Raw genomic sequence first — 25,320 nt, 5'->3', positions numbered from 1 at the left:
CATCACCCTCCTATCCCTAGCATGATCGTTTCAAGTGTAGTTTGTAGCGGTGCGCTGAGGACACTTGGGAAAACACCAATTAAAACGATTAACAACATCAAAATAACCACCGGCACGAATTCCACGCCTTTTAGATCAAGGACGCCGGTAAATTCACGATGTGACTTGCCGTACGTAATCCCTAACACCGCGCGAAGCAAGTAAGCCGCCGTCATGATAATCCCGATCGTACCGACTGCGGCAATCCACGGCATTTCTTTGAAAAGACCGAGGAACGCCATAAACTCACTGACAAATCCAGACATCCCTGGCAAGCCAAGCGACGCCATCCCTGCAGCCAACAAGAAGCCCGCTGCAATCGGCATGCCCTTCGCCATTCCGCCCAGATTCTCGATCAGCGATGTATCGGTGCGTTCATAAAGGATGCCCACCAAGAAGAACAACAGCGCGGAAATCAATCCGTGCGAAATCACTTGGAAAATCGCCCCCTGAACCCCAGCCTCATTCATCGCCGCAAGTCCGATTAACACAATACCCATATGAGAAATGGATGAATAAGCCAAAACCATTTTAAAGTCTGTTTGAATGAACGCTAGGAACGCCCCGTATAGGAGGTTAATCACTCCAAGGACAGCAATCAGGACGCTCAGTGTCTTAAATTGCTCGGGAAAAATCCCCATTCCAAAACGAATTAATCCGTACGCACCGATTTTCAGGAGAATCCCTGAGTGGATCATAACAACAGATGGCGGCGCTTGAACGTGTACCTTCAGCATCCAGCTGTGTAATGGGAAAATCGGTAATTTTACACCAAACGCAATCAATAAGGAAATGAACAAGCCAAGCTTCAAGTCGCCAGACAGCGGCGCATTTTGATCGGCCATTATTTGGACTAACGCATCAATGTTTGTTGTCCCTGTTTTTGCAAACAGAATCATAATCACTATAAGCAGTACGGCTGACCCTAAGCCGTTATAAATTAAGAAGCTGTAAGCTGCCTTTTCTTTTTCAAAATAACCCCATTTTCCGATTAAGAAGAAGGTCGGGATTAAAGTGATTTCAAAGAAGATGAAGAACAGAATTAAGTTTTCGGCGGTAAATACGCCGAGCATTCCGATTTCTAACAGAAGGAAGAGCATGAAATAGCCTTTCCATTCCTTTTTCACAAACTTTGCCGCCGCAATCGCTGACAGCGTCGCTACGACCGCTGTGAGGACGACCAACAAGAGTTGAAAACCGCTCAAGGCAAGTTCATAGTACACCGAGAAAACTGGCTCTTCGACGCCGCTTATGCCGCGGAACTGAATCCACGGGACGGATACGGTAAAGTCCGCCAAATCCTTGCCAAATTGATAATGAAGATAGGCCGCTAGGGCCAACAGTAAGGCCGGCAGTGTGGCTAGGAAGCCAACCGCTTTAATCGCTTTTTCCGCCGTTTTAGGCATGATAGCCAAAACGATGATACCTAGTAAAGGGGAGAATACTAGGATTGAAAGAACAGATGTTAAATTCATCGTAAGTACCCCCCAGTTAATGCAAAGATGACAACGAGTACCGCTAGCCCAATAAAGGCGACCGCGCCGTACGTTTGAACCTGTCCGGTTTGCAGCTTCGAACCTGCTGCCCCAAGACCTTGGACAATCCCAACCACACCCTTGACGATTCCGCCGACAAGGAAGACATCAATGAAACGTAAGAAATAGCTTAGTCCTTTGGTGAATGCGACGATCGTCAGTTGATAGAACTCGTCGACGTAATATTTGTTCGTTAAAATCGTGTGTAATGTATCCCCTGTGCCGCTTAACCAGTTGCGGGCCACAGTCCGCTTGCTGTACATCAGGTATGCAAGGTAAATTCCCGCTAAGGAAACAACCGTTGCAGCAATCATGATCCAGCTTGGACCTTCGACGTGACCATGGTGCGCGAGCGCTTCGTTGCCATCAACAAGCCAGTCGCCAAGGAACGTTCCAAACCAAGGTGTATTGACATAACCGGCAACAATCGCCAGCACTCCAAGGAGAATCATCGGGTAAGTCATGTTGGCTGGTGATTCATGCACATGCTTTTGTTCTCCGCGTGCTTCACCGGTAAATACCATGAAGAACAAGCGGAACATATAGAAAGCTGTCATAAATGCGGCCGCAAGTGCGAGTAAGAAGAGGAATGGATGTCCGCCTTCCCAGGCCGCAACTAAAATTTCATCTTTGGAGAAGAATCCGGAAAGCCCTGGGACACCGCTGATCGCGAGTGTACCGATTAAGAATAGCGGTCCGGTTAGTTTGAGCTTTTTCCAAAGTCCGCCCATTTCTTCGATGTTCTGAGTATGTACCGCATGAATGACGGAGCCGGCTGCTAAGAATAATAGCGCCTTGAAGAATGCGTGTGTCATCAGGTGGAATACCCCAGCAACATAACCGGCAGACCCTAAGGCAAGCATCATGTAGCCAAGCTGTGAGACCGTTGAATACGCGAGGACGCGTTTGATATCGGTTTGCACAAGACCAATGCTTGCCGCAAAAATCGCGGTAAACGCACCAATCACGGCGATCGTAAGGAGCGCTGTTTTGCTTGCTGCGAACAGTGGAAATAGTGCCGCTACCAAATAAACCCCGGCCGCTACCATCGTCGCCGCGTGGATTAAGGCCGAAACAGGCGTCGGACCTTCCATCGCATCCGGAAGCCAGGTGTGAAGCGGGAACTGACCCGACTTACCAACCGCCCCGATGAAAATAAGGATGGCAGTTAAGGTGATCATGGTGCCTGACACCGCACCAGCATCAACGGCAGCGAAAATTTCACTATATTCAAAGCTTTTGGTTTCCCAGAATAGCAGAATCATGCCGATAAATAAGCCTACGTCCCCGATCCGGGTCATAATAAACGCTTTTTTCGCGGCCGCCTTCGCTTCGTCCTTGTAAAAATAAAAACCGATTAATAGGAAGGAACCGACACCGACAAGCTCCCAGAAAATATAGGTTTGCAGCAAGTTTGGTGAAATCACCAGACCAAGCATTGCAAACGTAAAGAGTCCTAAATAGGCATAGAATACTGGAAACCGCTCGTCCCCTTGCATATAACCTTTGGAGTAGGTATGTACTAAGAAACTTACGAGCGATACGATAAACAGCATTAATGCATTTAATTGATTCACTTCAAAGCCCGCTGTTAGATGCATATCTCCTATCGTGAGCCAGTCAAATTTCGTAACATAGGTTGGCTCAGAAAAGCGCTCGAATAATACCAAAATCGAGTAGACAAGCGAAGCCAATGTGAGCAGAATCCCCACATACGCACTCGCCTCCTTCAGTCGCTTCCCGAAAAGAAGAAGGATCAAAAACGATAATAGCGGGAAAAGCGGTATGAGCCATGCATTCTCCATCATTATCACTATCCCCTTAGACACGGGCGGTAGCTGTCACCACCCGAGTTTTGTCGAAAGTTATTTTTATCTGGTGCCTGACACCCTTCGTGGACAAATCCGCATAAATGTCCGCGTACAGTGGACAACTCAACACAAAGTTGCATCGTCCGTCCACCGTGGACAAAATGACGAAGTGTCTTTTCGTGGTGCCTGACACCCAATTTTTTTTAGTTTTTCATTGTGTCCATTTCGTCGATGTTGACGGTCTTTTTGGCGCGGTAGAGTGAGATTAATATGGCTAGACCGACAGCTGCTTCGGCTGCTGCGACGCTGATCGCGAACAGGGCGAAGATTTGGCCCGTAATGGACGGCGCCATTCCATATTTGCTGAAGGTTACGAGATTAATATTGACCGCGTTCAGCATTAATTCAATCGAAATCAGGACAATCACGGTGTTTCTTTTGGTAAGTGCACCGTATAAACCGATGCAAAACAAGATCAGTGCAAGTGCCAGGAAGGCTGAAGCGGGAACAGAACTCATTGGTCGTCCGCCTCCTTCTTCTCATTTTTCGCTAAGATAATCGAACCGACAAGGGCCACTAATAGTAAAACAGACGTTAACTCAAACGGAATGATGTATTTTGAGTAAAGTGCTTTACCGATTTGCATCGTGTTGTTTTCATGCAAGGTGGTCGGAACCTGTTCGATATTGAAATTGTATATGCCAAGGTAAACAGCAAATGCAAAGCCGAGAATCCCTAAAAAGACGAGGATTTTTCTCCATTTGCCTGTTTGAGGTTCATGTTCATCATTATGCTTTGTTAACATGATTCCAAACAGCATGATGATGGTAATCGCACCTGAATAGATTAAGATTTGCACGGCTGCCACAAATTCTGCTGACAGCAGCACGTAAATTCCAGCGATTGCCACAAAGGTGAAGATCAGTGAAACGACCATATGAACCACCTTGGTAAGGTTTAAAAGAAGCACACCGCCGATAATGGCGACAAGTGCGAGTCCCATAAAAGCGAGGAATTCGCCGGAAAAGGTCATGGTTTATTCACCTGCCGTATGTTTTCATCGTTTTCATCTAACCATTCTAGGTTTTTAAATAACATGTCACGGCTGTATTCAGCGAGCTCGAAGTTATTGGTCATGATAATCGCTTCGGTCGGGCATACCTCCGTACATAAGTCACAAAGGATGCAAATTTCAAAGTTAATATCATAGGTATCAATGATTTTCCCTTTTTTCGTTGGGTCCGGATGCTTTTTACCCGTTAAATTAATACAATCCGTCGGACAGATGTTCATGCACTGATTACAAACAATACACTTTTCCGGATAAAACTTTTGAATACCGCGGAACCGGTCTGGCAGTGGAAGCGGCTTGTTTGGATAATCATACGTAACCTTTTCTTTGGTCAAGTTTTTTAGGGTATATTTCAAGCCTTTTACTAATCCAAGCACGTTTTTCACCCCTTTTACATTTTAAAGATGGTTTCCTTTATTTACGCTGTTAAACTTGGCTGTTGATTTGCGCTCCAGGTGCTCCAATCAACTTGGTTATAAAAATCAATACTGACCTTTAACACAGCTTTTTTTTAAAAGAATAATGATTTAACTAATGCTGTTAAGAATATGTTTGCTAGTGCGATTGGCAACAGTACTTTCCAGCCAAATTCCATGAGTTTGTCGGCGCGGAAACGTGGTAGCGTTGCCCGCAGCCAGATGTATACAAAGACGACGACGCTGAATTTAAGTGCAAACCAGACGGCGCCTGGGATGAAGTCCAGGAAGCTGATTGGTGCCAGCCAGCCGCCAAGGAAGACGACGGTAATGAGTGCGGACATTGCGAATAAATACACATATTCAGCGAGCATAAAGAAGGCCCAGCGGAATCCGGAATATTCTACGTGATATCCAGCGACTAGTTCGTTTTCCGATTCCGGCAGGTCAAATGGTGTCCGGTTTAATTCGGCGATTGATGCAATGAAAAAGACGATGAAGCCGATTGGCTGTAAAAGTACGAACCAGCCATGTTTTTGTGCTTCAACGATATCATTTAGGTTTAAACTTCCTGATAAAAGGATGACGCCTAGGACGGACATGACTAACGGGATTTCGTAAGAAATCATTTGGGCTGAAGCACGCATACCTCCTAAGAGGGCGTACTTGTTATTTGATGCCCAGCCGCCAAGGAGCATGCCAAAGGTGGTTAATCCGCTAACGGCAATATAATAGAGTAATCCGACACCAATGTCAGCAAACTGAAAGGCGTCTGTGAACGGCATCGTCGCTAAGACCATAAAGGATGGCGCGAAGGCGATGACTGGTGCAATGATAAATAATGGCTTGTCGGCTGCCTTTGGAATAATATCCTCTTTTAGTAACAGTTTGAGGACGTCTGCGACAGTTTGTAATAGTCCCCATTTACCGCCGACCTGGTTTGGACCATGGCGCAGCTGCATGTAGCCTAAGACTTTCCGCTCTGCTAAAATTCCGTAGGTAACAAATCCTAATACGATTAAAAGCAAGACAGCGCCGAGTAAAAAGAAAATTCCAAAGTTAGCCCAACCTGGACTTGACTGGAGCAATTCTTCTATCATTAGCCGTCAACCTCCCCAAGGACAATATCAACTGCCCCTAAAATAGCAATCATGTTTGCAATGTTTTCACCCTTTAATAATTTCGGGAGAATTTGCAGGTTATAGAAGGATGGTCTTCTAAACTTTAAGCGGTACGGCTCTTTTTTGCCGTCGCTATAAATATAGCAGCCAATCTCTCCACGCGGTGATTCAATGCGGACGTAGGCTTCGCCTTTAGGTGCCTTAATGATTTTCGGCACTTTCGCCATAATTGGACCTTCACCAGGGAATTGTTCCACGGCTTGTTCAAGAATTTTCAAGGATTCTTCAATCTCTGCAAGACGCAAATGGTAGCGAGCTAAGCAATCGCCGTCTTCTGAGGTTGGTACATCAAAGGTAAAACGGTTGTAAACGGAGTAAGGCTCATCTTTACGAAGATCCCATTTCACGCCTGTACTGCGCAGGTTTGGTCCGCTCAGTGAATATTGAAGCGCCTCTTCTTTTGTATACTTGCCGACGCCTTTGACCCGGTCGAGGAAGATTTCATTTCCGGACACAAGATCGTGATATCCTTTCAGCTGGCCGCGCAGGTATGGTACAAAGCTGCCTACTTTTTCAATCCAGCCTTCAGGTGCATCCCACTTCACACCACCAACGCGCATATAGTTGAAGGTCAAGCGGGCCCCTGATAATTCGTTGAGCATATTGATAATCATTTCGCGGTCACGGAAGGCATAGATGAACGGACTTGTTGCACCTAAGTCAAGGATATACGTACCCCAGGCGACAAGGTGGCTGGCAATCCGGTTCAATTCCATCGCAATCACGCGTAAGAAATCAGCTCGTTCAGGAATTTCAATCCCCATCATCGTTTCGACGGCATGACAGAGGATATAGTTATTGGTCATCGAGGACAAATAGTCCATTCGGTCGGTGTAAGGAATAATCTGCGTATATTGCAGGTCTTCTGCTAATTTTTCGGTCCCGCGGTGTAAGTACCCGATGACAGGTTTCGCTTCGGTAATGATTTCCCCATCAATTTTAACAACCAGCCGGAACACTCCGTGCGTACTTGGATGCTGAGGACCGACGTTTAATATCATTTCTTCTGTTCTGATCATTGGTTACACCTCCACGTCGTACGGCTCGTAATCTTTTCGCAGTGGATGGCCAACCCATTCTTCGCCTAGCAAAATGCGCCGTAAGTCTGGATGTCCTGGAAACTTGATTCCTAGTAAATCATAGGCTTCACATTCAGGCCATTCTGCGCCTGCCCAAAGTGGCTGCAAGGACTCGATTGTTGGTTCGCTGCGGTCAATCCTCACTTTTAGGGCGACGGACTGACGGTTTTTGTATGAGTATAAGTGAACATAAACTTCCATATGTGTTTCAAAGTCTGTCCCATGAAGCTCTGATAAATAATCGAATCCTAAGAGCTCATTGTATTTTAAAAATTGAGCTACTTTGTAATATGTATCACGCTTCGCCACAAGGGTTGGAACGTCCTTAGATAGTTTATTAATATAAGAATCTTCTAAAACATCCGGTCCCAGATGTTCGGTAATCACCTTCACATACTTATCGAGGTATGGCTGGTTTGGTGATGGCTTTGTTTCGGCTGCCGGTGCCGCTGTGGCATCCGTTTTTCCGCCTGCTGCGGCGGCTGCTTTCGCCTTGGCCGCTGCTACTGCTTTTGCCTTTGCTTTCGCCGCTGCAATCGCTTTAGCTTTTTCATCATCGCCGCCTGCTGCTGCTTCTGAGTCGGTTCCTGCTCCTGCTCCTGCCGCTTTTGCTTTCGCCGCAGCCGCTGCCTTTGCTTTGGCTGCTGCCACTGCTTTCGCCTTGGCCGCTGCTGCCGCTTTTGCCTTGGCATCGTCTCCTGCTGGGGCGTTATCGCCTTCACCAGTGTCGGCGTCGGCTGCTGGGGCTGATCCGCCAGCTAGTTCCATCGCTTTTTTCTTTGCTGCGGCCGCCGCTTTTGCTTTCGCTACCGCTGCTGCCTTTTTCTTTGCTAAGTCGTCACTGTCGTCTGAAGCAGAAGTTTCAGACGCTGGTGCTGGTGTTTCAACTGGCGCAGATTCCTCGGCTGGGGCTGTACCGCCAGCAAGCTCCATCGCTTTACGTTTCGCTGCTGCTGCTGCCTTCGCTTTCGCTACCGCCGCTGCCTTTTTCTTCGCTAGATCGTCGCCGTCATTTGCCGGTGCCGGAACTGACTCTGAAGCTTCGGCCTTTACTGGTTCCGCCGGTTTTTCCTCCTGCTTCGGAGTTGGTGAGGCTTCCCCTGCAGCCTTCGCCGCCCGTTTCGCCGCCGCTGCCGCTTTCGCCTTTTCAACAGCTTCCTTTTTTAACTGATCCAGATCTTTTTCCCCACTCATCGGTTAGATCACCTTCTTCCCAGTCTTCGCTTCATAGCGAATCTTTTCCTTTAATTTATTGATTCCATAAATTAAAGCGGCTGGGTTTGGAGGGCATCCAGGTATGTACACATCGACAGGAACGATTTGATCGACTCCCTTAACGACGGAATAAGACTTTACATACGGCCCACCTGCTGTCGCACAAGAACCCATCGCAATGACCCATTTCGGTTCAGGCATTTGGTCATACAATCTTCGTAAAATTGGCGCCATCTTCTTCGTCACCGTTCCAGACACAATCATACAATCGGACTGGCGTGGTGACGTACGGAAAAAGGAACCCGAACGATCCAAATCATAATTCGCTCCGCCTACACCCATCATCTCAATCGCACAACAAGCCAGACCAAATGTCACCGGGTAGATCGAACTGCTTCGAGCCCAAGCTTTAATTTGCTCTAGCGTAGTCATAAATACATTTCGCTGTAACTCGGCCATTTCTTGTTGTGAAATGCCATCTAATTTTAATTCCATCGTAGCACCTTCTTTTTCCAGGCATACACAAGGCCAATTAATAACATAATAACGAAAATCAACATCTCGATTAGTGCAAAAATCCCCAGTTTATCATAGGCCACCGCCCATGGATATAAAAACACGGTTTCTACATCAAAAATAACAAACATCAGGGCAAAAATATAATAGCGGACATTAAACTGAACACGGGAATCGTGAAAAGGCTCAATACCGCTCTCATATGTGGTATACTTCGCTTCGCTCGGTTTATGCGGACGCAGAAGCTTACCTAAATATAAAGCCACCACAGGCAGCAGCACCCCAAGACATAGGAACGCAAAGACGACCAGATAATTATTCTGATATACATTTAGAAGTTCCATGCCTATCCCCTCCAATGTTGTAAATTTTCATACTAATGAATATTGTAACCGAATTCATTATAGCATTGTTACAAACCCATGTCGACAAACCAAATTCATAAAAATTGGAATTCAATCCGCCGCGAAATTCCTGATTAAAAGGCTCTTGAGAGCTCGCTCTCAAAAGAGACTTTCAATCAGGAATTTTGCAAGCTTCAGCGATAGCTGAAGCGCAGGATGCGCTAGCATCCGGCGGGTAAAATTACAATTTACACCTGAACTAAGTCGTCGACATGAAGTCCCCTCCCCTGAGCGTTTGTGTGATCTCGCAGAAACACATCCTGAATTACTTCAGAGATGACGCAAGAGCGAACCCGCCACACTAGATTAAAAGGACATGCTTTAGCACACGTGATCTGGAGCGTAGCGGAAGATGACGTGCATAAAGGGTTCGCAAGAACCCCATAACCTACCTAATAATTCGACAACAACCCCTATTTAACAATAAAATGTGAACAATGTCAGTGAGTTTTGTCATTAAAAATACATCGAATATCTCTTTTTTAAAACAACTTATATTTTTCTAAAAAAGTAATAAACAAACCAAACAAAACTCAACCTCACATTAATGTAAACATGTCCCTCTACAATCATATTCACACCCAAACTTTTCATGCTTTATTCCGGAATTAGCTCCAGATTTAATAGCCCGTCGGGAGACTGGGTAGGTAACTTTTATTCCCTATATCTAGCGGACCACCTAATTCCAACCCCAACTCTTTAAAATTACCATTTTTAATAAAACCCCTCCCATTTAATTACCCGAAGTACAACTTAAATACCGCCACCTATCCAAAAAGTCAGTCGCAAGACTGGCTAGGGTATCTAATTTACTCTAATTATAGAAATAACTCTCCCTCAAAGGCCTTTCCAAATACCTCTTTCAATAAAACCAGACCTTCACTGTCCACTTCTCCCAGTTTACTGTCCACTCCCCTATAAACCCACAAAACAACCCAAAAAGTCAGTCGCAAGACTGGCTAGGTATCTAATTTACTAAAATTAAAGAAATACCCCTACCTCATAGGCTCTTCCAGATACCTCTTTTAATAAAACCTCATATTTACTATCCACTTCTACCCATTTACTGTCCACTTCCCTAATAATACTCTCCACTCCCCTATAAACCCTCAAACCACCCAACAAGCCAGTCGCAAGACTGGCTAAGTAACATTCTTTCTTCCCATCATGAATACGCTAAAATCCCCTCCCTCCACAACCATAACCACACATCCCCAAAAAACCACAAAAAAACCCCTCCATCGGCAAACTAATTGCCACCAAAGGGGTTCGACTTCTTTTTCAAAAACACTATATTCTTCTTTCCGATACGCCGAGGCGATTGATGGCACGCTGCAAGGCAAGCTCAGCACGTCTGAAATCGGTATGATCAGCTTGATGGTCTTTCAGACGCTGTTCTGCGCGTTCCTTCGCTCTTATGGCACGTTCAACATCAATTTCAGACGCAGTTTCCGCTGATTGGGCTAAGATAGTCACCTGATCAGGACGGACCTCTAAAATTCCACCGCTGACCGCGATAAATTCCGTTTTTCCGTCTTTTTTAAGACGTACGGAAGTAATTTCGAGCGGAGCCACCAACGGCATGTGGCCTGGGGAAATCCCCAAATCACCACTTGTTGCCTTGGTACTTACCATTTCCACATCTGAATCAAACACCGGGCCATCGGGAGTAACAATACTGACTCGAATCGTCTTCATTTTTTACCCTCCAGGCTCTGTTTAGACCTCTACACCCATGCGTTTCGCACTCTCAATAACATCCTCAATACGGCCAACGAGACGGAAAGCATCTTCTGGAAGGTGGTCATACTTACCTTCAAGAATCTCTTTGAAACCACGAACCGTTTCCTTAACAGGTACATAAGAACCTGGCTGGCCAGTAAACTGTTCAGCAACGTGGAAGTTTTGAGATAAGAATACTTGAATACGACGCGCACGTTGTACCGTTAACTTATCATCATCACTTAGTTCATCCATACCAAGGATCGCGATAATATCTTGTAACTCTTTATAACGTTGTAATGTTGATTGTACTTGGCGAGCTACATTATAGTGCTCCTCACCAACAATATCAGGTGACAATGCACGTGATGTTGAAGCCAAAGGATCCACCGCTGGGTAAATACCCATCTCAGAAAGCTTACGCTCAAGGTTTGTTGTTGCATCTAAGTGAGCGAATGTTGTAGCCGGAGCCGGATCCGTATAGTCATCGGCCGGTACATAAATCGCTTGGATCGATGTAACTGATCCTAAGTTTGTAGAAGTAATACGCTCTTGTAATTTACCCATCTCAGTAGCAAGAGTTGGCTGGTAACCTACCGCTGATGGCATACGGCCAAGTAGCGCGGAAACCTCAGAACCTGCTTGCGTGAAACGGAAAATGTTATCCATGAAGAAAAGAACGTCTTGTCCTTGCTCATCACGGAAATACTCAGACATAGTCAAACCAGTTAGAGCAACACGCATACGTGCGCCAGGCGGCTCGTTCATTTGTCCGAATACCATCGCAGTTTTCTTGATAACTCCTGAATCAGTCATCTCGTGGTAAAGGTCATTACCTTCACGAGTACGCTCACCAACACCGGCGAATACCGAAATACCACCGTGCTCTTGAGCGATATTATTGATCAATTCTTGGATTAATACGGTTTTACCTACACCCGCACCACCGAAAAGACCGATTTTTCCACCTTTAATATATGGTGCAAGAAGGTCTACTACCTTAATACCAGTTTCAAGAATTTCAACTTCAGTAGAAAGGTTTTCAAATGTTGGTGCTTCGCGGTGAATCGAATCACGGCGCTCACTTGCTGGAATCTCAGCCGCAAGGTCAATCGTTTCACCCAATACGTTAAATACACGACCAAGTGTTACATCACCAACTGGTACAGAAATCGGTTTACCAGTATCTTCAACTTCTATTCCACGAGTTAAACCATCTGTGGTAGACATCGCGATCGTACGAACTGTATCATCACCTAAATGAAGAGCTACTTCAAGGGTAATGTTGATATCAACTTCGGATGCATTACTCGATTTACTTGAAATTTTCAACGCATTATAAATCGCAGGCAGATGACCGCTTTCGAACTTAACGTCAACTACCGGACCCATAATCTGAAGAACGCGTCCTTTGCTCATCGTTTTCCCTCCTTACTTACTCTCTCGCAGAAACCATCACAAGCATTTTTATGAAAATGAACTCATTGTGGTCACGCGTCTTGTTCTATAATGAACAAAATGAGTGGGAACGGACATAGCATTCCCTGCTCAAAATCTAGTCAAACCCTCTACATCGGGTTCATTTTTAAAATAAAGGTTTTATTCAAGCGCTGCCGCACCGCCAACGATTTCCGTGATTTCCTGGGTGATCGCTGCTTGACGGGCACGGTTGAAAACTAGTGTATAGTGATTAATTAATTCTTTAGCATTATCAGTTGCATTTCTCATTGCCGTCATCCGAGCAGCATGCTCACTCGCTTTGCTGTCTAAGAGTGCTCCGTAGATCAAACTTTCAGCATATTGAGGCAGGAGAACTTCTAATATTTCTTCAGCAGACGGCTCAAATTCATAGGAAATGAGTTTGTTTGAAGTCGCTAAGTCCGATAACGGAAGGAGCTTCTTCTCCTGTACTTCCTGTGAAATGGCACTTACATAATGGCTGTAATAGACATATAATTCATCGAAAGTTCCATCGGTAAACATTCCAACCGTTGCACGGGTAATGTCTTGAATGTCAGCAAAGTTAGGCTGAGCTGGAATCCCAATCGATTCAAGGACCACATTCATGCCTCGTTTGACAAAAAAGTCACGTGCCATTCTTCCGATTGCAATGATCGCGAATTCATCATTCGATTTATGACGGCTTTGGATTGTTTGATAAACATGACGGAGAACGTTGCTGTTAAAACCGCCAGCAAGTCCGCTGTCAGAAGTCATAACAATATAACCGGTTTTCTTAACAGGTCGACTGGTCAGCATGGGATGATTTACTCCGCCTGAGCCAATTGCAATCGATGCCGTTACTTCTTGGATTTTTTCCATATAAGGTACAAATTGCTTTGCATTGACGACGGCACGATTCCACTTTGCAGCAGAGGTCATTTCCATTGCTTTGGTTATTTGACTCGTCTTTTTAGTTGAATTGATACGAGTTTTTATCTCACGTAATGAAGCCATAGGTTCTCACCACCCTTTTTCAAAGAATGTCTGGTTGGGCGTGCGGCCCGCCTTACGGGTGCCGCGCGCTCACCGTTCTAAATGTCAGACCCTATTATTCGGAAACTGCAAACGTCTTTTTGAAGGCGTTGATTGCAGAAGCCATATCGTCATCAGAAGGAAGGTCCTTCGTTTTTGTAATATGGTCTAACAACTCTTTGCGGTTGTGGTCTAACCAATTAAGGTATTCTGATTCAAAACGACGGACATCCTCTAATGGAATATCATCAAGGAAACCGCGTGTTAATGCGTAAAGGATTGCAACTTGCTTTTCAACTGAAAGTGGCTTGTGAAGATCTTGTTTCAGAACTTCAACCGTACGTGCACCACGATTAAGTTTCGCTTGGGTTGCTTTATCTAAGTCTGATCCAAACTGAGCAAATGCTTCTAATTCACGGTATGATGCAAGGTCAAGACGTAAGGTACCAGATACCTTTTTCATCGCCTTGATTTGTGCAGATCCACCTACACGCGATACGGAAAGACCCGCGTTGATCGCCGGACGAACACCGGAGAAGAATAAGTCAGATTGTAAGAAAATTTGTCCATCAGTAATTGAAATAACGTTTGTTGGGATATAAGCTGAAACGTCGCCTGCTTGCGTTTCAATGAACGGAAGCGCAGTGATTGAACCAGCACCAAGTGTATCGTTAATTTTTGCAGCACGCTCTAGTAAGCGGCTGTGCAAGTAGAAAACATCCCCTGGATAAGCTTCCCGACCTGGAGGACGACGAAGCAGCAAGGAAAGCTCACGGTAGGCAGCTGCTTGTTTAGAAAGATCATCATATACGATCAATACGTGTTTGCCAGCATACATAAACTCTTCAGCCATTGCCACGCCCGCATATGGAGCTAGGTAAAGCAATGGAGCCGGTTGTGATGCAGATGCAGTTACAACGATTGAGTATTCTAACGCACCGTATTTACGAAGCGTTTCAACCGCGTTACGAACGGTTGATTCTTTTTGTCCGATCGCAACATAGATACACACCATGTTTTGACCTTTTTGATTGATAATGGTATCAATCGCAACAGATGTTTTACCTGTTTGACGGTCACCGATGACTAACTCACGTTGACCACGTCCGATTGGCACTAGAGCGTCAATCGCTTTGATACCTGTTTGTAATGGCTCATGAACGGATTTACGAGCCATAACGCCTGGAGCAACTGCTTCTACTGGGCGTGTTTTTGTTGTATTGATTGGACCCATACCATCAACTGGTTGTCCAAGTGAGTTAACAACGCGTCCGATTAGTTCCTCACCAACTGGAACCTCCATGATGCGTCCTGTACGGCGAACCTCGTCACCTTCTTTGATTTCAGTGAAAGGTCCGAGAATGATAATACCAACGTTATTTGCTTCAAGGTTTTGTGCCATACCCATAACGCCGTTTGAAAATTCAACAAGTTCTCCAGCCATGACATTGTCGAGGCCATGAACACGTGCGATACCGTCACCGATTGAGATAACTGTACCGACATCAGTCACTTGAATTTCCGCCTGATAGTTTTCAATTTGCTTTTTTATCAGGGCACTAATTTCTTCAGCTTTGATGCTCATGAGTTTCACCCCTAATCTTTCGAATCTAGCTTAACAATTTACGTTCTAAACGATCGAGTTTTCCTCTTAATGACCCGTCATATATACGATTTCCAATGCGAAGGCGGATACCGCCAAGCAGATTGGAATCTACGATATTTTCAATTTTTAGGGACTTTTTGCCCACTTTTGCTGCAAATACAGACGAGATTGCTTCGCGTTCCGCATCCGTTAATTCACGGGTGCTGTACACTTTCGCTTCGGCAATGCCCATCTCATCATTTGCCAGCTCTAAAAATTCATTTGCCACGTCAACGATTTGGTCTTCACGGTGGCGGTCGATTAAGATCAACATGGTATTTAATACATTTACATTTACTGTTGCGAAAGATGACTTAATGATTTCTTTTTTCTCTTCAATTGAAAGCTTAGAAGAATTTAAGATATTTTTTAATTCAGGATTGTATTGTACAACTTCCTTCACTACACGAAGTTCTTCTTCAATAACTCCGAGCGTTTGAGTTTCTTTCGCAATTTGGAAAAGAGCCAACGCGTAGCGTTTTGCTACCATTGAGTTACTCATCGCTCTTCTCCTGCCTCTTTAATATATTCGTTAATGAGCTGCTCCTGATCTGCTGCAGTTAATTCTTTTTCAATTACTTTAGAAGCAATTAATACAGATAGAGAGGCAACCTGTTCGCGAATAGCGGCAACAGCTTTTTCTTTTTGCTGCTCAATTTCAAGCTTTGCTGCTTCTTTGACGCGTTCAGCTTCTGTACGAGATGCCGCAACGATTTCTTCACGTTGAAGTTCACCTTGCTTTTTGGCATTTTCAATTAAGTTTTGCGCATCATTACGTGCTTCTTTTAAAAGATTTCTTTGTTCTTGTAAAATCTTTTCTGCTTCTAAACGGCTGTTTTCTGCCGCACTAATTTCACTACCAATATGCTCTTCACGCGTCTTCATAATGCCCATTAATGGACCCCATGCAAACTTTTTGAGCAAGGCTAACAATACAAGAAAAACGATAAGCTGGAAGAAAATATCCCCAGTATTAATGTGGCCGCCGCCTTCAGCAGCAGTGGCTAATACTAAACTGTTTGTTAACACCCTCGGTTCACTCCTTTCAAGAGTTGCTTAACGATAGTAAAAACACATAAATGAATGGCGAGGATTTGTTGATCATCGCCATCTTGAATTTTCCTACTATTATCGGTTTAATACCATGAACGCGATAACTACACCGATAATCGGTAATGCTTCTACTAACGCAACCCCGATAAACATAGTTGTTTGAAGCAAACCACGATGTTCAGGTTGACGAGCGATACCTTCTACTGTACGACCTACGATAAGACCGTTACCAATACCTGCACCTACTGCTGCTAAACCGATTGCGATTGCTGCTGCTAAAACACCAATTGATCCTGTCATTACTTTTTTCCTCCTTAAATGTATAAAACATCAATTAATTTTTTATTTTGTTCATGAAAATGAACGGTGTATTATTAATGGTCGTGACTCACTTTATGAGCCAAGTAAACCATTGTTAACATTGTGAAAATATAAGCTTGAATCGTACCAACGAAAATAGAGAACCCTTGCCATACCAATGTTAGTGGGACAGCTGCAATGGTACCAACTATTCCTTGATGTGCTAAGCCTGTTGCTAATAGTGATAGAAGCAACTCACCCGCGTAAATGTTACCATATAGACGCAGACCAAGAGTCAGCGTATTGGCAAATTCTTCAATGATCTTCAATGGGAATAAGAATTTCATTGGACTGAAGAAACCTTCTGCATAACCTTTGACACCTTTTAGCTTGACGCCATAATAATGGGATAGTGCCAAAACCATAACTGCTAGTGTTAAAGTGATAATTGGATCGGCTGTTGGTGATTTCCACCATAGCTTTTCATCCACCACAATCGCAAATGGAAGACCTAACATATTGGATACAAAAACATACATAATTAATGTAATCCCAAGGATGTGGAATCTCCCGCCATCTTTCCAATCCATCGTGCTGTTGATGATCCCTTTAACAAAGTCCATTACCCATTCAAAAAAGTTTTGCATCCCTGTAGGTTTCATTGCCAGCTTTCGTGTGGAAAGGACAGCAATTAGGAAAACAATTAGACTTGCTACTGTGATCATCAGCATATTTGCGCCGTTAAACCAAAGGCCCATAAATTTAAACTCTGGAACCTCATGATGCATGTAAACTCACCTCGCTTCCGCTTCATTTATGTACATGCAATGCATGGTAAAAATAATCTATCATAATGACAATATAGGATGTCATTAATCCTATCACTAAACTAATCATATCGAATTGCTCTGGGTATCTTAATGCGATTAACGCAGCAATTCCCGCCACAGCCATCCTCGAGAGCGAACCTAACGACTTGGGTTTTTTGCCCTCTGTTACCTTTTTATCAAAGCTCTCCGTCTTTCTAACTAGTATCCAAAGATTCAGATAACTAAAGCATGTCCCAAGAATCAGCCCTAGAAATATGGTTTGGTACGAGGTGAAGCCCCAGCCTAGAACATAAATGGACAACAAGTAAAAAATCCATTTGCGCTGCCTGTTGAACATTACTCTGAAATCTGGCATAGTTATTTATCTCCTGAATAGAAATGGCGGATTGAAAGTAGCATGGAATAGGTACCCGCTCCAAGACCTATAAGCAGTCCGATTATTAAGAAAATTGGTTCGGTATCCCAATGCTGATCCAGCCATCTGCCTGAGAAAATACCTATTAGAATGGAACCTACTAATTGGGAGACAATTGCGGACATTAAAGCCATAGCTTGTAATGGGTTGCGGTTGTTTTTACTCATATAACACATCCTCACTCTGAGAGAATGTCAATCGGGCAAAAAGTAAAATCCAGAACCTAAATACTATCTTTAGATAGATTTATTTACATGAAAACCCTATCATTTACACCCTTAGTTAGCATACAATAGCACCCTGTCAATGTCAATGAAATTACGTGAATTATGCCACAAAGTATTTCCTATAGTATTTTCCAATTTGGAATTTACTCAACAATCTTATTGTAGAGCAAATTGTGAAGGAATTTTGTTCATTTTGTGTCTATTTTGTGAACAATTAGAATTATACTAATGGTACAATATTATGAACCTTTATTATGATTTTGTTAAAAAGACCATGTCTTGGTGTGAACAAGGTCTTTTCTTAAAATTACTATTTAGTCTTCTTTCCTCTCAATCGTGATCATCCGTTCAATATGATCCTCTTTACTGGCCTTTTTGGCAAAAACCTTTATTAAATAGGTCCCATCTGTTGGAAGCTGGTCGTCTGGGATGTCCTTGCGAATAAGTCCCTTTTTCACATTGGTAATCGTATCTAAATAGGCGACAAAACGATAATCCTCCGGGTTAAACAAGGCAATCCCAAATTCCTCCGCCCCGCCCGGTAAATACACCTCATAGCGGTACTGTCCTGGTTTGTCTCCTTCGGCAAAATCAAAGCCCATTACCCGTGGATAGTCCGGCTCCTCTAGAACATATAGATACGGAATGCGAACCGTTGCCCCGCCCGCCTGCAAGCGGAGGTACCCGTCGTGAATTTTCCCTTTAAACACCTGCGGGTCAACCGTTAACTCGACCGTTATGTCCTTGGTCTGCTGAGGTTCGAGCGTAAACGAAAGCGGCAGCCTCCATTCCAGTCCATCGACATACGGCGGGATATCAAACGAATAACGCTGGTCTTGCTGACTTGTATTTTCGACATGCAGAAAGGCTTTATGGACGTCACTCTGTTCCGTAAATTTCCCAAACCGGATACTGCTTGGTGTGACGAGTGTGGTGGCTTGGATCGCTTCGTCGACCTGGATTCTGCCTGCCCCCTGTTCAAAGGTGCGGTAGTAGGCGGGTTCACTACGTGTCCCAAGGGTTCGGTCAGTGTTGGCGGTGGTCCGACGCCCAGCTCCGTTCGGGATGGTCGCCGTACGGTCAACGCTATTAGACTTTGCGAGCGGTTTTGCCGTGTTCATCAGGGACGCTTTGATTTGTTCGGGCGTCCAGTCCGGATGGGCCTGCTTAATTAATGCACAGGCCCCAGCGACGTGCGGCGCCGCCATACTCGTCCCTTGGAGCGATAAATAGCCGCCTGGAATCGTCGAATTAATCGCTACCCCGGGCGCAACAATATCCGGTTTGATTTCCCAGGTTCCCGTCACCGGGCCCCGCGAGCTAAAGTCAGCGAGCCGGTCCGAATCCTCGCTGACCGTGACCCTTGCCGAGGTGGTTTGGCTTTTTAAGGCTTTTTGTAAAATAACCCCATCTTCCTTCGAGATGGCCCCAACTGGGATCGACATTTGCGTATCGAGGTTTCCCATGAAACGGCCGCCGCTCATATTGTTGTAGATGAGCACCGCTTTTGCCCCTGCCCGATTCGCATTTTCCGCTTTCTTTGAAAAAGTTAAAATCCCTCTTTTGATGAGGGCAATTTTCCCATCGACATTTTTCAATTCGTCTGGTCTGCCGATGCCACCATGAACAATGTCAGCGGAGCGGTCGAGCGACCACTTGGCTGAGCCTTCGAGCGGTTCAATCTGGAATTTATCCCGACTTCCTTCTATTAAAAGATAGGGTGTCCCCAAAGTTGGGGTCGATGCACCTACCGATATCGCTTTGGAGGCGGTCCCGGGTGAGCCAACACTCCAAACATTTGGCCCGGAATTACCAGATGCCGCCACGGCGACAATTCCGCGGTCGACCGCGCGGTTGAGCGCGAGGCTGATTGGCAGGTCGGGCCCGTTGATATCATTCCCAAGCGAGAGATTGACGACATCCACTTTATCCTTAATCGCCTGGTCAATCGCCGCGAGCACCTGCTCGGTGGTCCCGCCCCCGCCCGGCCCAAGCGCCCGGTACGCAACAATTTTTGCCTCCGGGGCAACGCCTTTTATTTTTCCATTGGCTGCAATAATGCCGGCCACATGGGTTCCGTGGATCGTCGCCTTCCCGAGCGCCAGCGTTTCCATCGGATCGCGGTCGTTGTCAACCAGGTCACGGCCGCCGGCATAATTGCGCTTGAGGTCGGGATGGGTGTAATCGACGCCCGTATCAATGACCCCGACCGTTACCCCCTTTCCCGTCAGCCGTTCATTTTTTTCATCAAAAAAACTGCGGACTTCTTCCCCACCAATAATTTTGACGCTTTCCTCGGTTTCGGCTTGGTAGGTAATAACCGGCGAGACGTTTTTGATTTGTTTATGGCTGCGGCCGATTTCGGCAAGTGTTTCTGCACTGCCTTCGACCGAGAATCCATCAAGCGCATGGTGGAAAACACGGCGCAGCTTAACGCCTTTATAAGGTTTCATGAGTTGCTGGATTTCCTGGTCGGTGTGTGGTTTGTCTAGGATTATAATGGCTGTTGTCTCCTGCGTGCTTTTGGTGATCGAAGGATGGATGAGTATTTTCGGAGTTTGAAAAGCTAGCAGTAACGCGAGTAGAAGTTTCATCGATAGATTTCCCCTTTTTCCATATCGTTTTCTTAGAGGGGCGAAAGTATGCACGACTATTTTGGGAAACGGGAATCGGGTAGTTCCTATTTACCTGGTGGGAACTATGTATGCTTTGATTTCCTATTTACTTGGTTGGAATCGTGTATGCGTTGATTTCCTTTTCATCGAGCGGGCACAGGAGTTGATTTTTCGGAAGTGCGTATTTTGTTCCTCGTTTAGAGCCATTAGACGTGAGGTTAAGCGCCCTTAGTTGTTTCCCTGCTACAAAGGTGGATTTAATATGTGTAAACTCAGCAAACTGCTTCCTTGTAATCGTCGGTCCAATCAAGAGAAAATAATCATCTACAGTTGGAAGATGAGCCGTTTTTGAGATTAACAGGCAATTAGGACAGTGCCAATTTGCTGAATAATAATCCATCTTGACGGTTTGACACTTAGGACATAACACTCCAGTTATAATGTCGTCTTTTGAGAATTTGTAAGTTTGGAGAATATTAGGAATAGGAGTTTGATGGTGGGCTAAAAGGAGGTCCACTAATTGGCTGATTTTTCTTTTGCTAAACACGGGTTTTTGATACTTCATTTCAAGCACTTCCAGTTTGTCCAGAAGTGACTCGGCATAAATCAACTCATTGAAAATTTGCTGATTGTCAGCGGTTGTTTCCACTTTAGTCGTCGGTTTACTGATGATTACCACTTTTTCAATTGGCAAACCCTGCATTTGCATCTTTCTGAGCCAATTTACAAATTGCAGTTTCTGCCTTTTCACCTGAAGAATTGGATTCGAAATGCCCTCTTCTTCATTATTAAATTCCTTGGTTACATGATTGGTTTCCTTGTTAAAAATCAATTTCTTTGATAGATTTTTGACTTCTGCCATGAAGATAAACCTCTTTGAAAGGATCACTAAATCAATTTGGAATGCCTTCTTGTCAGTTAGCCGCAGGCCATGAAAAATGTAATATTGATCTTCGGGCAAAAGCGAAAGATAGTAGCTGCATTCCCTCTCTCCATAGTATCCCTTCAGCCACGATCTTAAATCTCGTTCGACGGTTGGCCTGATTGGATGATTTTTCGATACCCTTCGGAGTATCGCCATACATTGGTAAGCTTGAATTGGTAACTTCAGTTCTAAAACGACCATTTACATCACCTCTTTATCTATATTCAGTGGTAATTTCTATTAAAAGATTAGATATCCTCCTTAAAAATTAAGCCAATTATATCTTATTAGTGAAATATAGTCTTTTTGCCGTTTATTTTTTAAGTCTATTTCGGTTCTTGTTATCGTTTTATGTTCTTTATTCAAGTTCAAAAATGTTCTCGTTGGAGTTTTGTGCCATTTCTCGGTGGTTTTGTGCCATTTTGGGCCGGTTTTGTGCCGATTTCTAGAGTTTTGTGCCATTTTCAAGGTGTTTTGTGTTATTAGACATTTTTTTCCAAAAATGAGCTCTTTTTTTAAAAAATAAATTGGTTCCACAGTATGGATTTTCTCTTATTTCGAGAAATATATCGGGTTCCAAAAGGGATTTTGTATTTTTCGAAAACAATTTGGGTTCCAGTATGGATTTTCTCTTTTTTTAAGAAAAATAATTGGAGTTCCAAAACCGATTTTTATTTCCCCAAAAAAACAATTAAGGCTCCCAATCTCATTATTTTTTCCAAAAAACAATGACTTATTTTTAATAAAGCTAACAAAAAAAAGCCGAATACTCTCGACTTTTTTTCAAACGGTATCTTATTTCGTTCCAAACAACCGATCTCCTGCATCACCAAGGCCTGGGACGATGTAGCCGTGGTCATTTAATTTCTCATCTAATGCAGCAATATAAATATCCACGTCCGGGTGGGCTGACTTTACTGCTTCCACGCCTTCTGGTGCCGCAATTAAACACATAAATTTGATATGTTTCGCGCCGCGCTTCTTCAAGGAGCGAATTGCTTCAATCGCCGAACCGCCTGTTGCGAGCATCGGATCAACCACAATGAAATCACGCTCTTCTACATCGCTTGGCAGCTTAATATAATACTCAACCGGAAGCAATGTTTCAGGGTCGCGGTATAAACCGATATGGCCCACTTTCGCAGCTGGGATTAATTTTAAGATGCCATCAACCATTCCGATTCCTGCACGCAAAATGGGCACAATCCCAATTTTCTTTCCGGATAATACCTTAGATTTCGCTGGGCAGACAGGTGTTTCGATATCGATATCCTCAAGCTGCATATCTCTGGTAATTTCAAACGCCATCAGCGTCGCGACTTCATCGACAAGCTCGCGGAACTCCTTTGTTCCTGTGTTTTTATCACGTATGTAAGTTAGTTTATGTTGAATGAGTGGATGGTCGAAAACGAATACCTTGGCCATAATCATCGCTCCTTATTTTAAATTATAAACACTTCGTCTCATTTTACAGAAAAATAAGGCAATGAGCAAATAGAAATCAGCACTTTCAACTAGTTAGATTTTTCAAAAAAAATCGGCCCACGATAGGCCGATTCTCTGTTGCTAAAATAAGAAAGTATAAGTTTTTGAACCTAGACAACTGTCTAGCTCCAGTGCCCTAGCGGCTAGTGTCCTTCGCTCTCCAACCTACGATAAGTCAAGCACGAATGCACCTTCGGCTCTTCGTGTTTCCTTTATCTCAGTTGGAGCGCTCCAGGCCATACGCCGCTGAACAGGGCGCTTGCGCTTTTCTTATTAATATTCTGGATAAAGAGTAAATTTGCTTGTTAATGCTTCGACACGACCTTGCGCTTCTTCAAGTTTCGCCGCATCTTCATGGTTTTTCAAGGTAAACGCGATAATTGAAGCGATCTCGTCCATATCCGCTTCAACAAAACCACGGCTTGTCACTGCTGCAGTACCGATGCGGATACCGCTTGTTACAAACGGACTTTGTTGATCAAATGGAATCGTGTTTTTGTTAACCGTGATGCCAACCTCATCAAGGACCTTTTCAGCAACCTTGCCAGTTAATCCAAGCGTCGTTACATCCACTAACAAGAGGTGGTTGTCCGTTCCGCCGGATACTAACTTCAAGCCTTCCTTTTGAAGACTTTCAGCTAAGCGCTGGGCATTCGTGATAATCTGACCTGCATATTCTTTGAAACTGTCCTGTAATGCTTCGCCAAACGCAACAGCTTTCGCAGCAATGACATGCATAAGTGGACCGCCCTGAATTCCAGGGAAGATCGATTTATCAATTTTCTTGCCGAATTCCTCTTTGCAAAGGATCATCCCGCCGCGTGGACCGCGTAATGTTTTATGCGTAGTTGTGGTAACAAAATCAGCGTACGGTACTGGGTTTTGATGCAATCCTGTCGCAACGAGTCCAGCGATGTGCGCCATATCCACCATGAGGTATGCACCGACTTCATCGGCAATCTCACGGAACTTTGCAAAGTCAATCGCGCGAGGGTACGCACTAGCACCAGCTACAATCATTTTCGGCTTGTGCTCGAGTGCCTTTGCACGCACATCATCATAATTGATGCGGTGCGTTTCTTGGTCCACACCATATTCAACAAAGTTATATTGAACACCACTGAAGTTAACTGGGCTGCCGTGTGTTAAGTGGCCGCCGTGGGATAAATTCATGCCAAGCACGGTGTCACCTTGCTCTAGAACTGTGAAGTAAACCGCCATATTAGCTTGTGCACCTGAGTGAGGCTGCACGTTCACGTATTCCGCTCCGAAGATTTCCTTTGCGCGGTTGCGGGCTAAATCTTCGACGATATCAACATATTCACAGCCGCCATAATAGCGTCGGCCAGGATAGCCTTCTGCATATTTGTTTGTTAAAACGGAACCTTGGGCTTCCATAACTGCTTCACTTACAAAGTTTTCTGAGGCAATTAATTCGATTTTTGAACGTTGACGACCTAATTCTTTTTGAATCGCTTGAAAAACCTGTTCATCGGCTTGTGGCAAATGCTTCATGACAAAAATCCCCCTTAATATGTAAGTCACTATAGATAATTTCGAAAATTCTTATTCATTTTAGCATGAAACACCCTCAAAATAAAAGGGAAACATTTTTCGGTTTTTAATTATTTTTTTACCTAATGTGGAATATTTTTATATATTAGAACTTCGATTTCCGAACGAAATTAATTTTTATCACAATAACATTCGTGTTTTAATGTGATACATCAAAATTTTCCAGCTAATAAAAAACTTTAATGATGGTGCCTGACACCAAAGTTTATTAAGAGCAGCTCGAGTTTTCCTGATTCCGTTCGTATACGGCTCTTGCGCCGCCGATCAGTTTCGGGCGTACTTTGGCGAGTGTTACATGGGCCTGTCCGATGCTTTTTTGCTTCACGCGGACTGGAACGGCGACATGTTTTAAGTGCATCCCGATGAGTGTGTTGCCGATGTCAATCCCGGCATCCGCTTTCACAAACTCCACTACAACCGCGTCTTCCATTGCTCCAAACGCGTAAGTGGCCATCGCCCCGCCTGCTTTACGGACAGGGACAACCGACACTTCATCGAACCGCCTTTCCTCGGCAACCACACGTTCGACGACCAAGGCCCGGTTTAAATGCTCACAGCATTGGAAGGCAAGCGTGATCCCCGTCTCCGCTTGAAGGTTTTTCAAACAGCGGTAAATCATTTCCGCCACTTCAACCGTACCAGAGGTGCCAATTCTCTCCCCAATCACCTCACTCGTACTACAGCCGACCACTAACAGCTGCCCTTGTCTTAACGCACCCTGCTCTTTGAATTCCGTTAAAATCGCTTCCAGTTCTTGTTCACACGTTTGAATCATACGCCTTGAC

Annotated in this window: 25 protein-coding genes; all 25 read right to left on the bottom strand. The window is 44.5% G+C overall.

Going from position 1 to position 25,320, the window contains the following annotated elements:
- Positions 1-2 precede the first annotated feature (2 nt).
- The gene (locus COE25_RS09250; protein WP_098932394.1) at positions 3-1,514 is read right to left on the bottom strand and encodes an NADH-quinone oxidoreductase subunit M; all 1,512 of its coding nucleotides are present in this window, start codon (positions 1,512-1,514) and stop codon (positions 3-5) included.
- A complete protein-coding gene (gene nuoL, locus COE25_RS09245; RefSeq protein WP_098932393.1) occupies positions 1,511-3,382 on the bottom strand; it encodes an NADH-quinone oxidoreductase subunit L in 1,872 nt (623 codons plus the stop codon). Before nuoL ends, COE25_RS09250 begins: the two co-directional genes overlap by 4 nt.
- A gap of 206 nt (positions 3,383-3,588) precedes the next feature.
- Positions 3,589-3,903 (bottom strand): NADH-quinone oxidoreductase subunit NuoK, encoded by a 315-nt coding sequence (gene nuoK / locus COE25_RS09240; RefSeq protein ID WP_098932392.1) that lies wholly within the window; start codon positions 3,901-3,903, stop codon positions 3,589-3,591.
- Complete coding sequence (locus COE25_RS09235) at positions 3,900-4,418, bottom strand: NADH-quinone oxidoreductase subunit J (protein ID WP_088090190.1); 519 nt, start codon at positions 4,416-4,418, stop codon at positions 3,900-3,902. The genes nuoK and COE25_RS09235 overlap by 4 nt, the downstream gene beginning before the upstream one ends.
- Complete coding sequence (gene nuoI / locus COE25_RS09230; RefSeq protein WP_098932391.1) at positions 4,415-4,834, bottom strand: NADH-quinone oxidoreductase subunit NuoI; 420 nt, start codon at positions 4,832-4,834, stop codon at positions 4,415-4,417. Before nuoI ends, COE25_RS09235 begins: the two co-directional genes overlap by 4 nt.
- 134 nt (positions 4,835-4,968) lie before the next feature.
- On the bottom strand, positions 4,969-5,973 hold the full coding sequence (gene nuoH, locus COE25_RS09225) for an NADH-quinone oxidoreductase subunit NuoH (RefSeq protein ID WP_088090192.1): 1,005 nt from the start codon (positions 5,971-5,973) through the stop codon (positions 4,969-4,971).
- Entirely contained in the window at positions 5,973-7,073 is a 1,101-nt protein-coding gene (locus COE25_RS09220) for an NADH-quinone oxidoreductase subunit D (protein WP_098932390.1), read from the bottom strand. The genes nuoH and COE25_RS09220 overlap by 1 nt, the downstream gene beginning before the upstream one ends.
- A 3-nt stretch (positions 7,074-7,076) precedes the next feature.
- Positions 7,077-8,327, bottom strand: a complete 1,251-nt coding sequence (locus COE25_RS09215) for an NADH-quinone oxidoreductase subunit C (protein WP_098932389.1) — start codon at positions 8,325-8,327, stop codon at positions 7,077-7,079.
- A 3-nt stretch (positions 8,328-8,330) separates the two neighbouring features.
- Positions 8,331-8,843 carry a NuoB/complex I 20 kDa subunit family protein gene (locus tag COE25_RS09210; RefSeq protein ID WP_088090195.1) on the bottom strand — a complete coding sequence of 171 codons (513 nt, stop codon included), beginning with the start codon at positions 8,841-8,843 and terminating at the stop codon, positions 8,331-8,333.
- A complete protein-coding gene (locus COE25_RS09205; RefSeq protein ID WP_088090196.1) occupies positions 8,834-9,208 on the bottom strand; it encodes an NADH-quinone oxidoreductase subunit A in 375 nt (124 codons plus the stop codon). The genes COE25_RS09210 and COE25_RS09205 overlap by 10 nt, the downstream gene beginning before the upstream one ends.
- A gap of 1,350 nt (positions 9,209-10,558) precedes the next feature.
- Positions 10,559-10,966 carry a F0F1 ATP synthase subunit epsilon gene (locus tag COE25_RS09200; protein ID WP_098932388.1) on the bottom strand — a complete coding sequence of 136 codons (408 nt, stop codon included), beginning with the start codon at positions 10,964-10,966 and terminating at the stop codon, positions 10,559-10,561.
- Between the two features lie 21 nt (positions 10,967-10,987).
- The gene (gene atpD / locus COE25_RS09195; protein ID WP_088090198.1) at positions 10,988-12,409 is read right to left on the bottom strand and encodes a F0F1 ATP synthase subunit beta; all 1,422 of its coding nucleotides are present in this window, start codon (positions 12,407-12,409) and stop codon (positions 10,988-10,990) included.
- Positions 12,410-12,589: 180 nt separating this feature from the next.
- Complete coding sequence (atpG, locus tag COE25_RS09190) at positions 12,590-13,447, bottom strand: ATP synthase F1 subunit gamma (RefSeq protein ID WP_088090199.1); 858 nt, start codon at positions 13,445-13,447, stop codon at positions 12,590-12,592.
- A gap of 94 nt (positions 13,448-13,541) precedes the next feature.
- Positions 13,542-15,050: a F0F1 ATP synthase subunit alpha gene (atpA, locus tag COE25_RS09185; protein WP_088090200.1), complete on the bottom strand. Its 1,509-nt coding sequence runs from the start codon at positions 15,048-15,050 to the stop codon at positions 13,542-13,544.
- Between the two features lie 25 nt (positions 15,051-15,075).
- On the bottom strand, positions 15,076-15,612 hold the full coding sequence (locus COE25_RS09180) for a F0F1 ATP synthase subunit delta (protein ID WP_098932387.1): 537 nt from the start codon (positions 15,610-15,612) through the stop codon (positions 15,076-15,078).
- Positions 15,609-16,139, bottom strand: coding sequence for a F0F1 ATP synthase subunit B (atpF, locus tag COE25_RS09175; RefSeq protein ID WP_098932386.1), 531 nt, complete (start codon positions 16,137-16,139; stop codon positions 15,609-15,611). The genes COE25_RS09180 and atpF overlap by 4 nt, the downstream gene beginning before the upstream one ends.
- 99 nt (positions 16,140-16,238) lie before the next feature.
- On the bottom strand, positions 16,239-16,451 hold the full coding sequence (atpE, locus tag COE25_RS09170; protein WP_348982654.1) for a F0F1 ATP synthase subunit C: 213 nt from the start codon (positions 16,449-16,451) through the stop codon (positions 16,239-16,241).
- Between the two features lie 86 nt (positions 16,452-16,537).
- The gene (atpB, locus tag COE25_RS09165) at positions 16,538-17,251 is read right to left on the bottom strand and encodes a F0F1 ATP synthase subunit A (RefSeq protein ID WP_088090204.1); all 714 of its coding nucleotides are present in this window, start codon (positions 17,249-17,251) and stop codon (positions 16,538-16,540) included.
- Positions 17,252-17,273: 22 nt separating this feature from the next.
- Positions 17,274-17,648, bottom strand: a complete 375-nt coding sequence (locus COE25_RS09160; protein WP_088090205.1) for an ATP synthase subunit I — start codon at positions 17,646-17,648, stop codon at positions 17,274-17,276.
- A 2-nt stretch (positions 17,649-17,650) separates the two neighbouring features.
- Positions 17,651-17,875, bottom strand: coding sequence for an AtpZ/AtpI family protein (locus COE25_RS09155; RefSeq protein WP_098932385.1), 225 nt, complete (start codon positions 17,873-17,875; stop codon positions 17,651-17,653).
- A gap of 374 nt (positions 17,876-18,249) precedes the next feature.
- The gene (locus COE25_RS09150) at positions 18,250-20,529 is read right to left on the bottom strand and encodes a S8 family serine peptidase (RefSeq protein WP_098932384.1); all 2,280 of its coding nucleotides are present in this window, start codon (positions 20,527-20,529) and stop codon (positions 18,250-18,252) included.
- A gap of 127 nt (positions 20,530-20,656) precedes the next feature.
- Positions 20,657-21,676 (bottom strand): nuclease-related domain-containing protein, encoded by a 1,020-nt coding sequence (locus COE25_RS09145; RefSeq protein ID WP_098932383.1) that lies wholly within the window; start codon positions 21,674-21,676, stop codon positions 20,657-20,659.
- Between the two features lie 594 nt (positions 21,677-22,270).
- Positions 22,271-22,900, bottom strand: coding sequence for a uracil phosphoribosyltransferase (gene upp, locus COE25_RS09135; RefSeq protein ID WP_088090210.1), 630 nt, complete (start codon positions 22,898-22,900; stop codon positions 22,271-22,273).
- A 333-nt stretch (positions 22,901-23,233) separates the two neighbouring features.
- Complete coding sequence (gene glyA / locus COE25_RS09130) at positions 23,234-24,475, bottom strand: serine hydroxymethyltransferase (RefSeq protein WP_098932381.1); 1,242 nt, start codon at positions 24,473-24,475, stop codon at positions 23,234-23,236.
- Positions 24,476-24,743: 268 nt separating this feature from the next.
- Positions 24,744-25,310 carry a TIGR01440 family protein gene (locus tag COE25_RS09125; RefSeq protein WP_098932380.1) on the bottom strand — a complete coding sequence of 189 codons (567 nt, stop codon included), beginning with the start codon at positions 25,308-25,310 and terminating at the stop codon, positions 24,744-24,746.
- Between the last annotated feature and the right edge of the window lie 10 nt (positions 25,311-25,320).

Source organism: Bacillus sp. AFS031507 (assembly GCF_002584635.1).
Taxonomy (GTDB): Bacteria; Bacillota; Bacilli; order Bacillales; family Cytobacillaceae; genus Neobacillus.
Note: the sequence above shows the minus strand (reverse complement) of the source record. Positions and strands in the feature narration are given on the sequence as shown.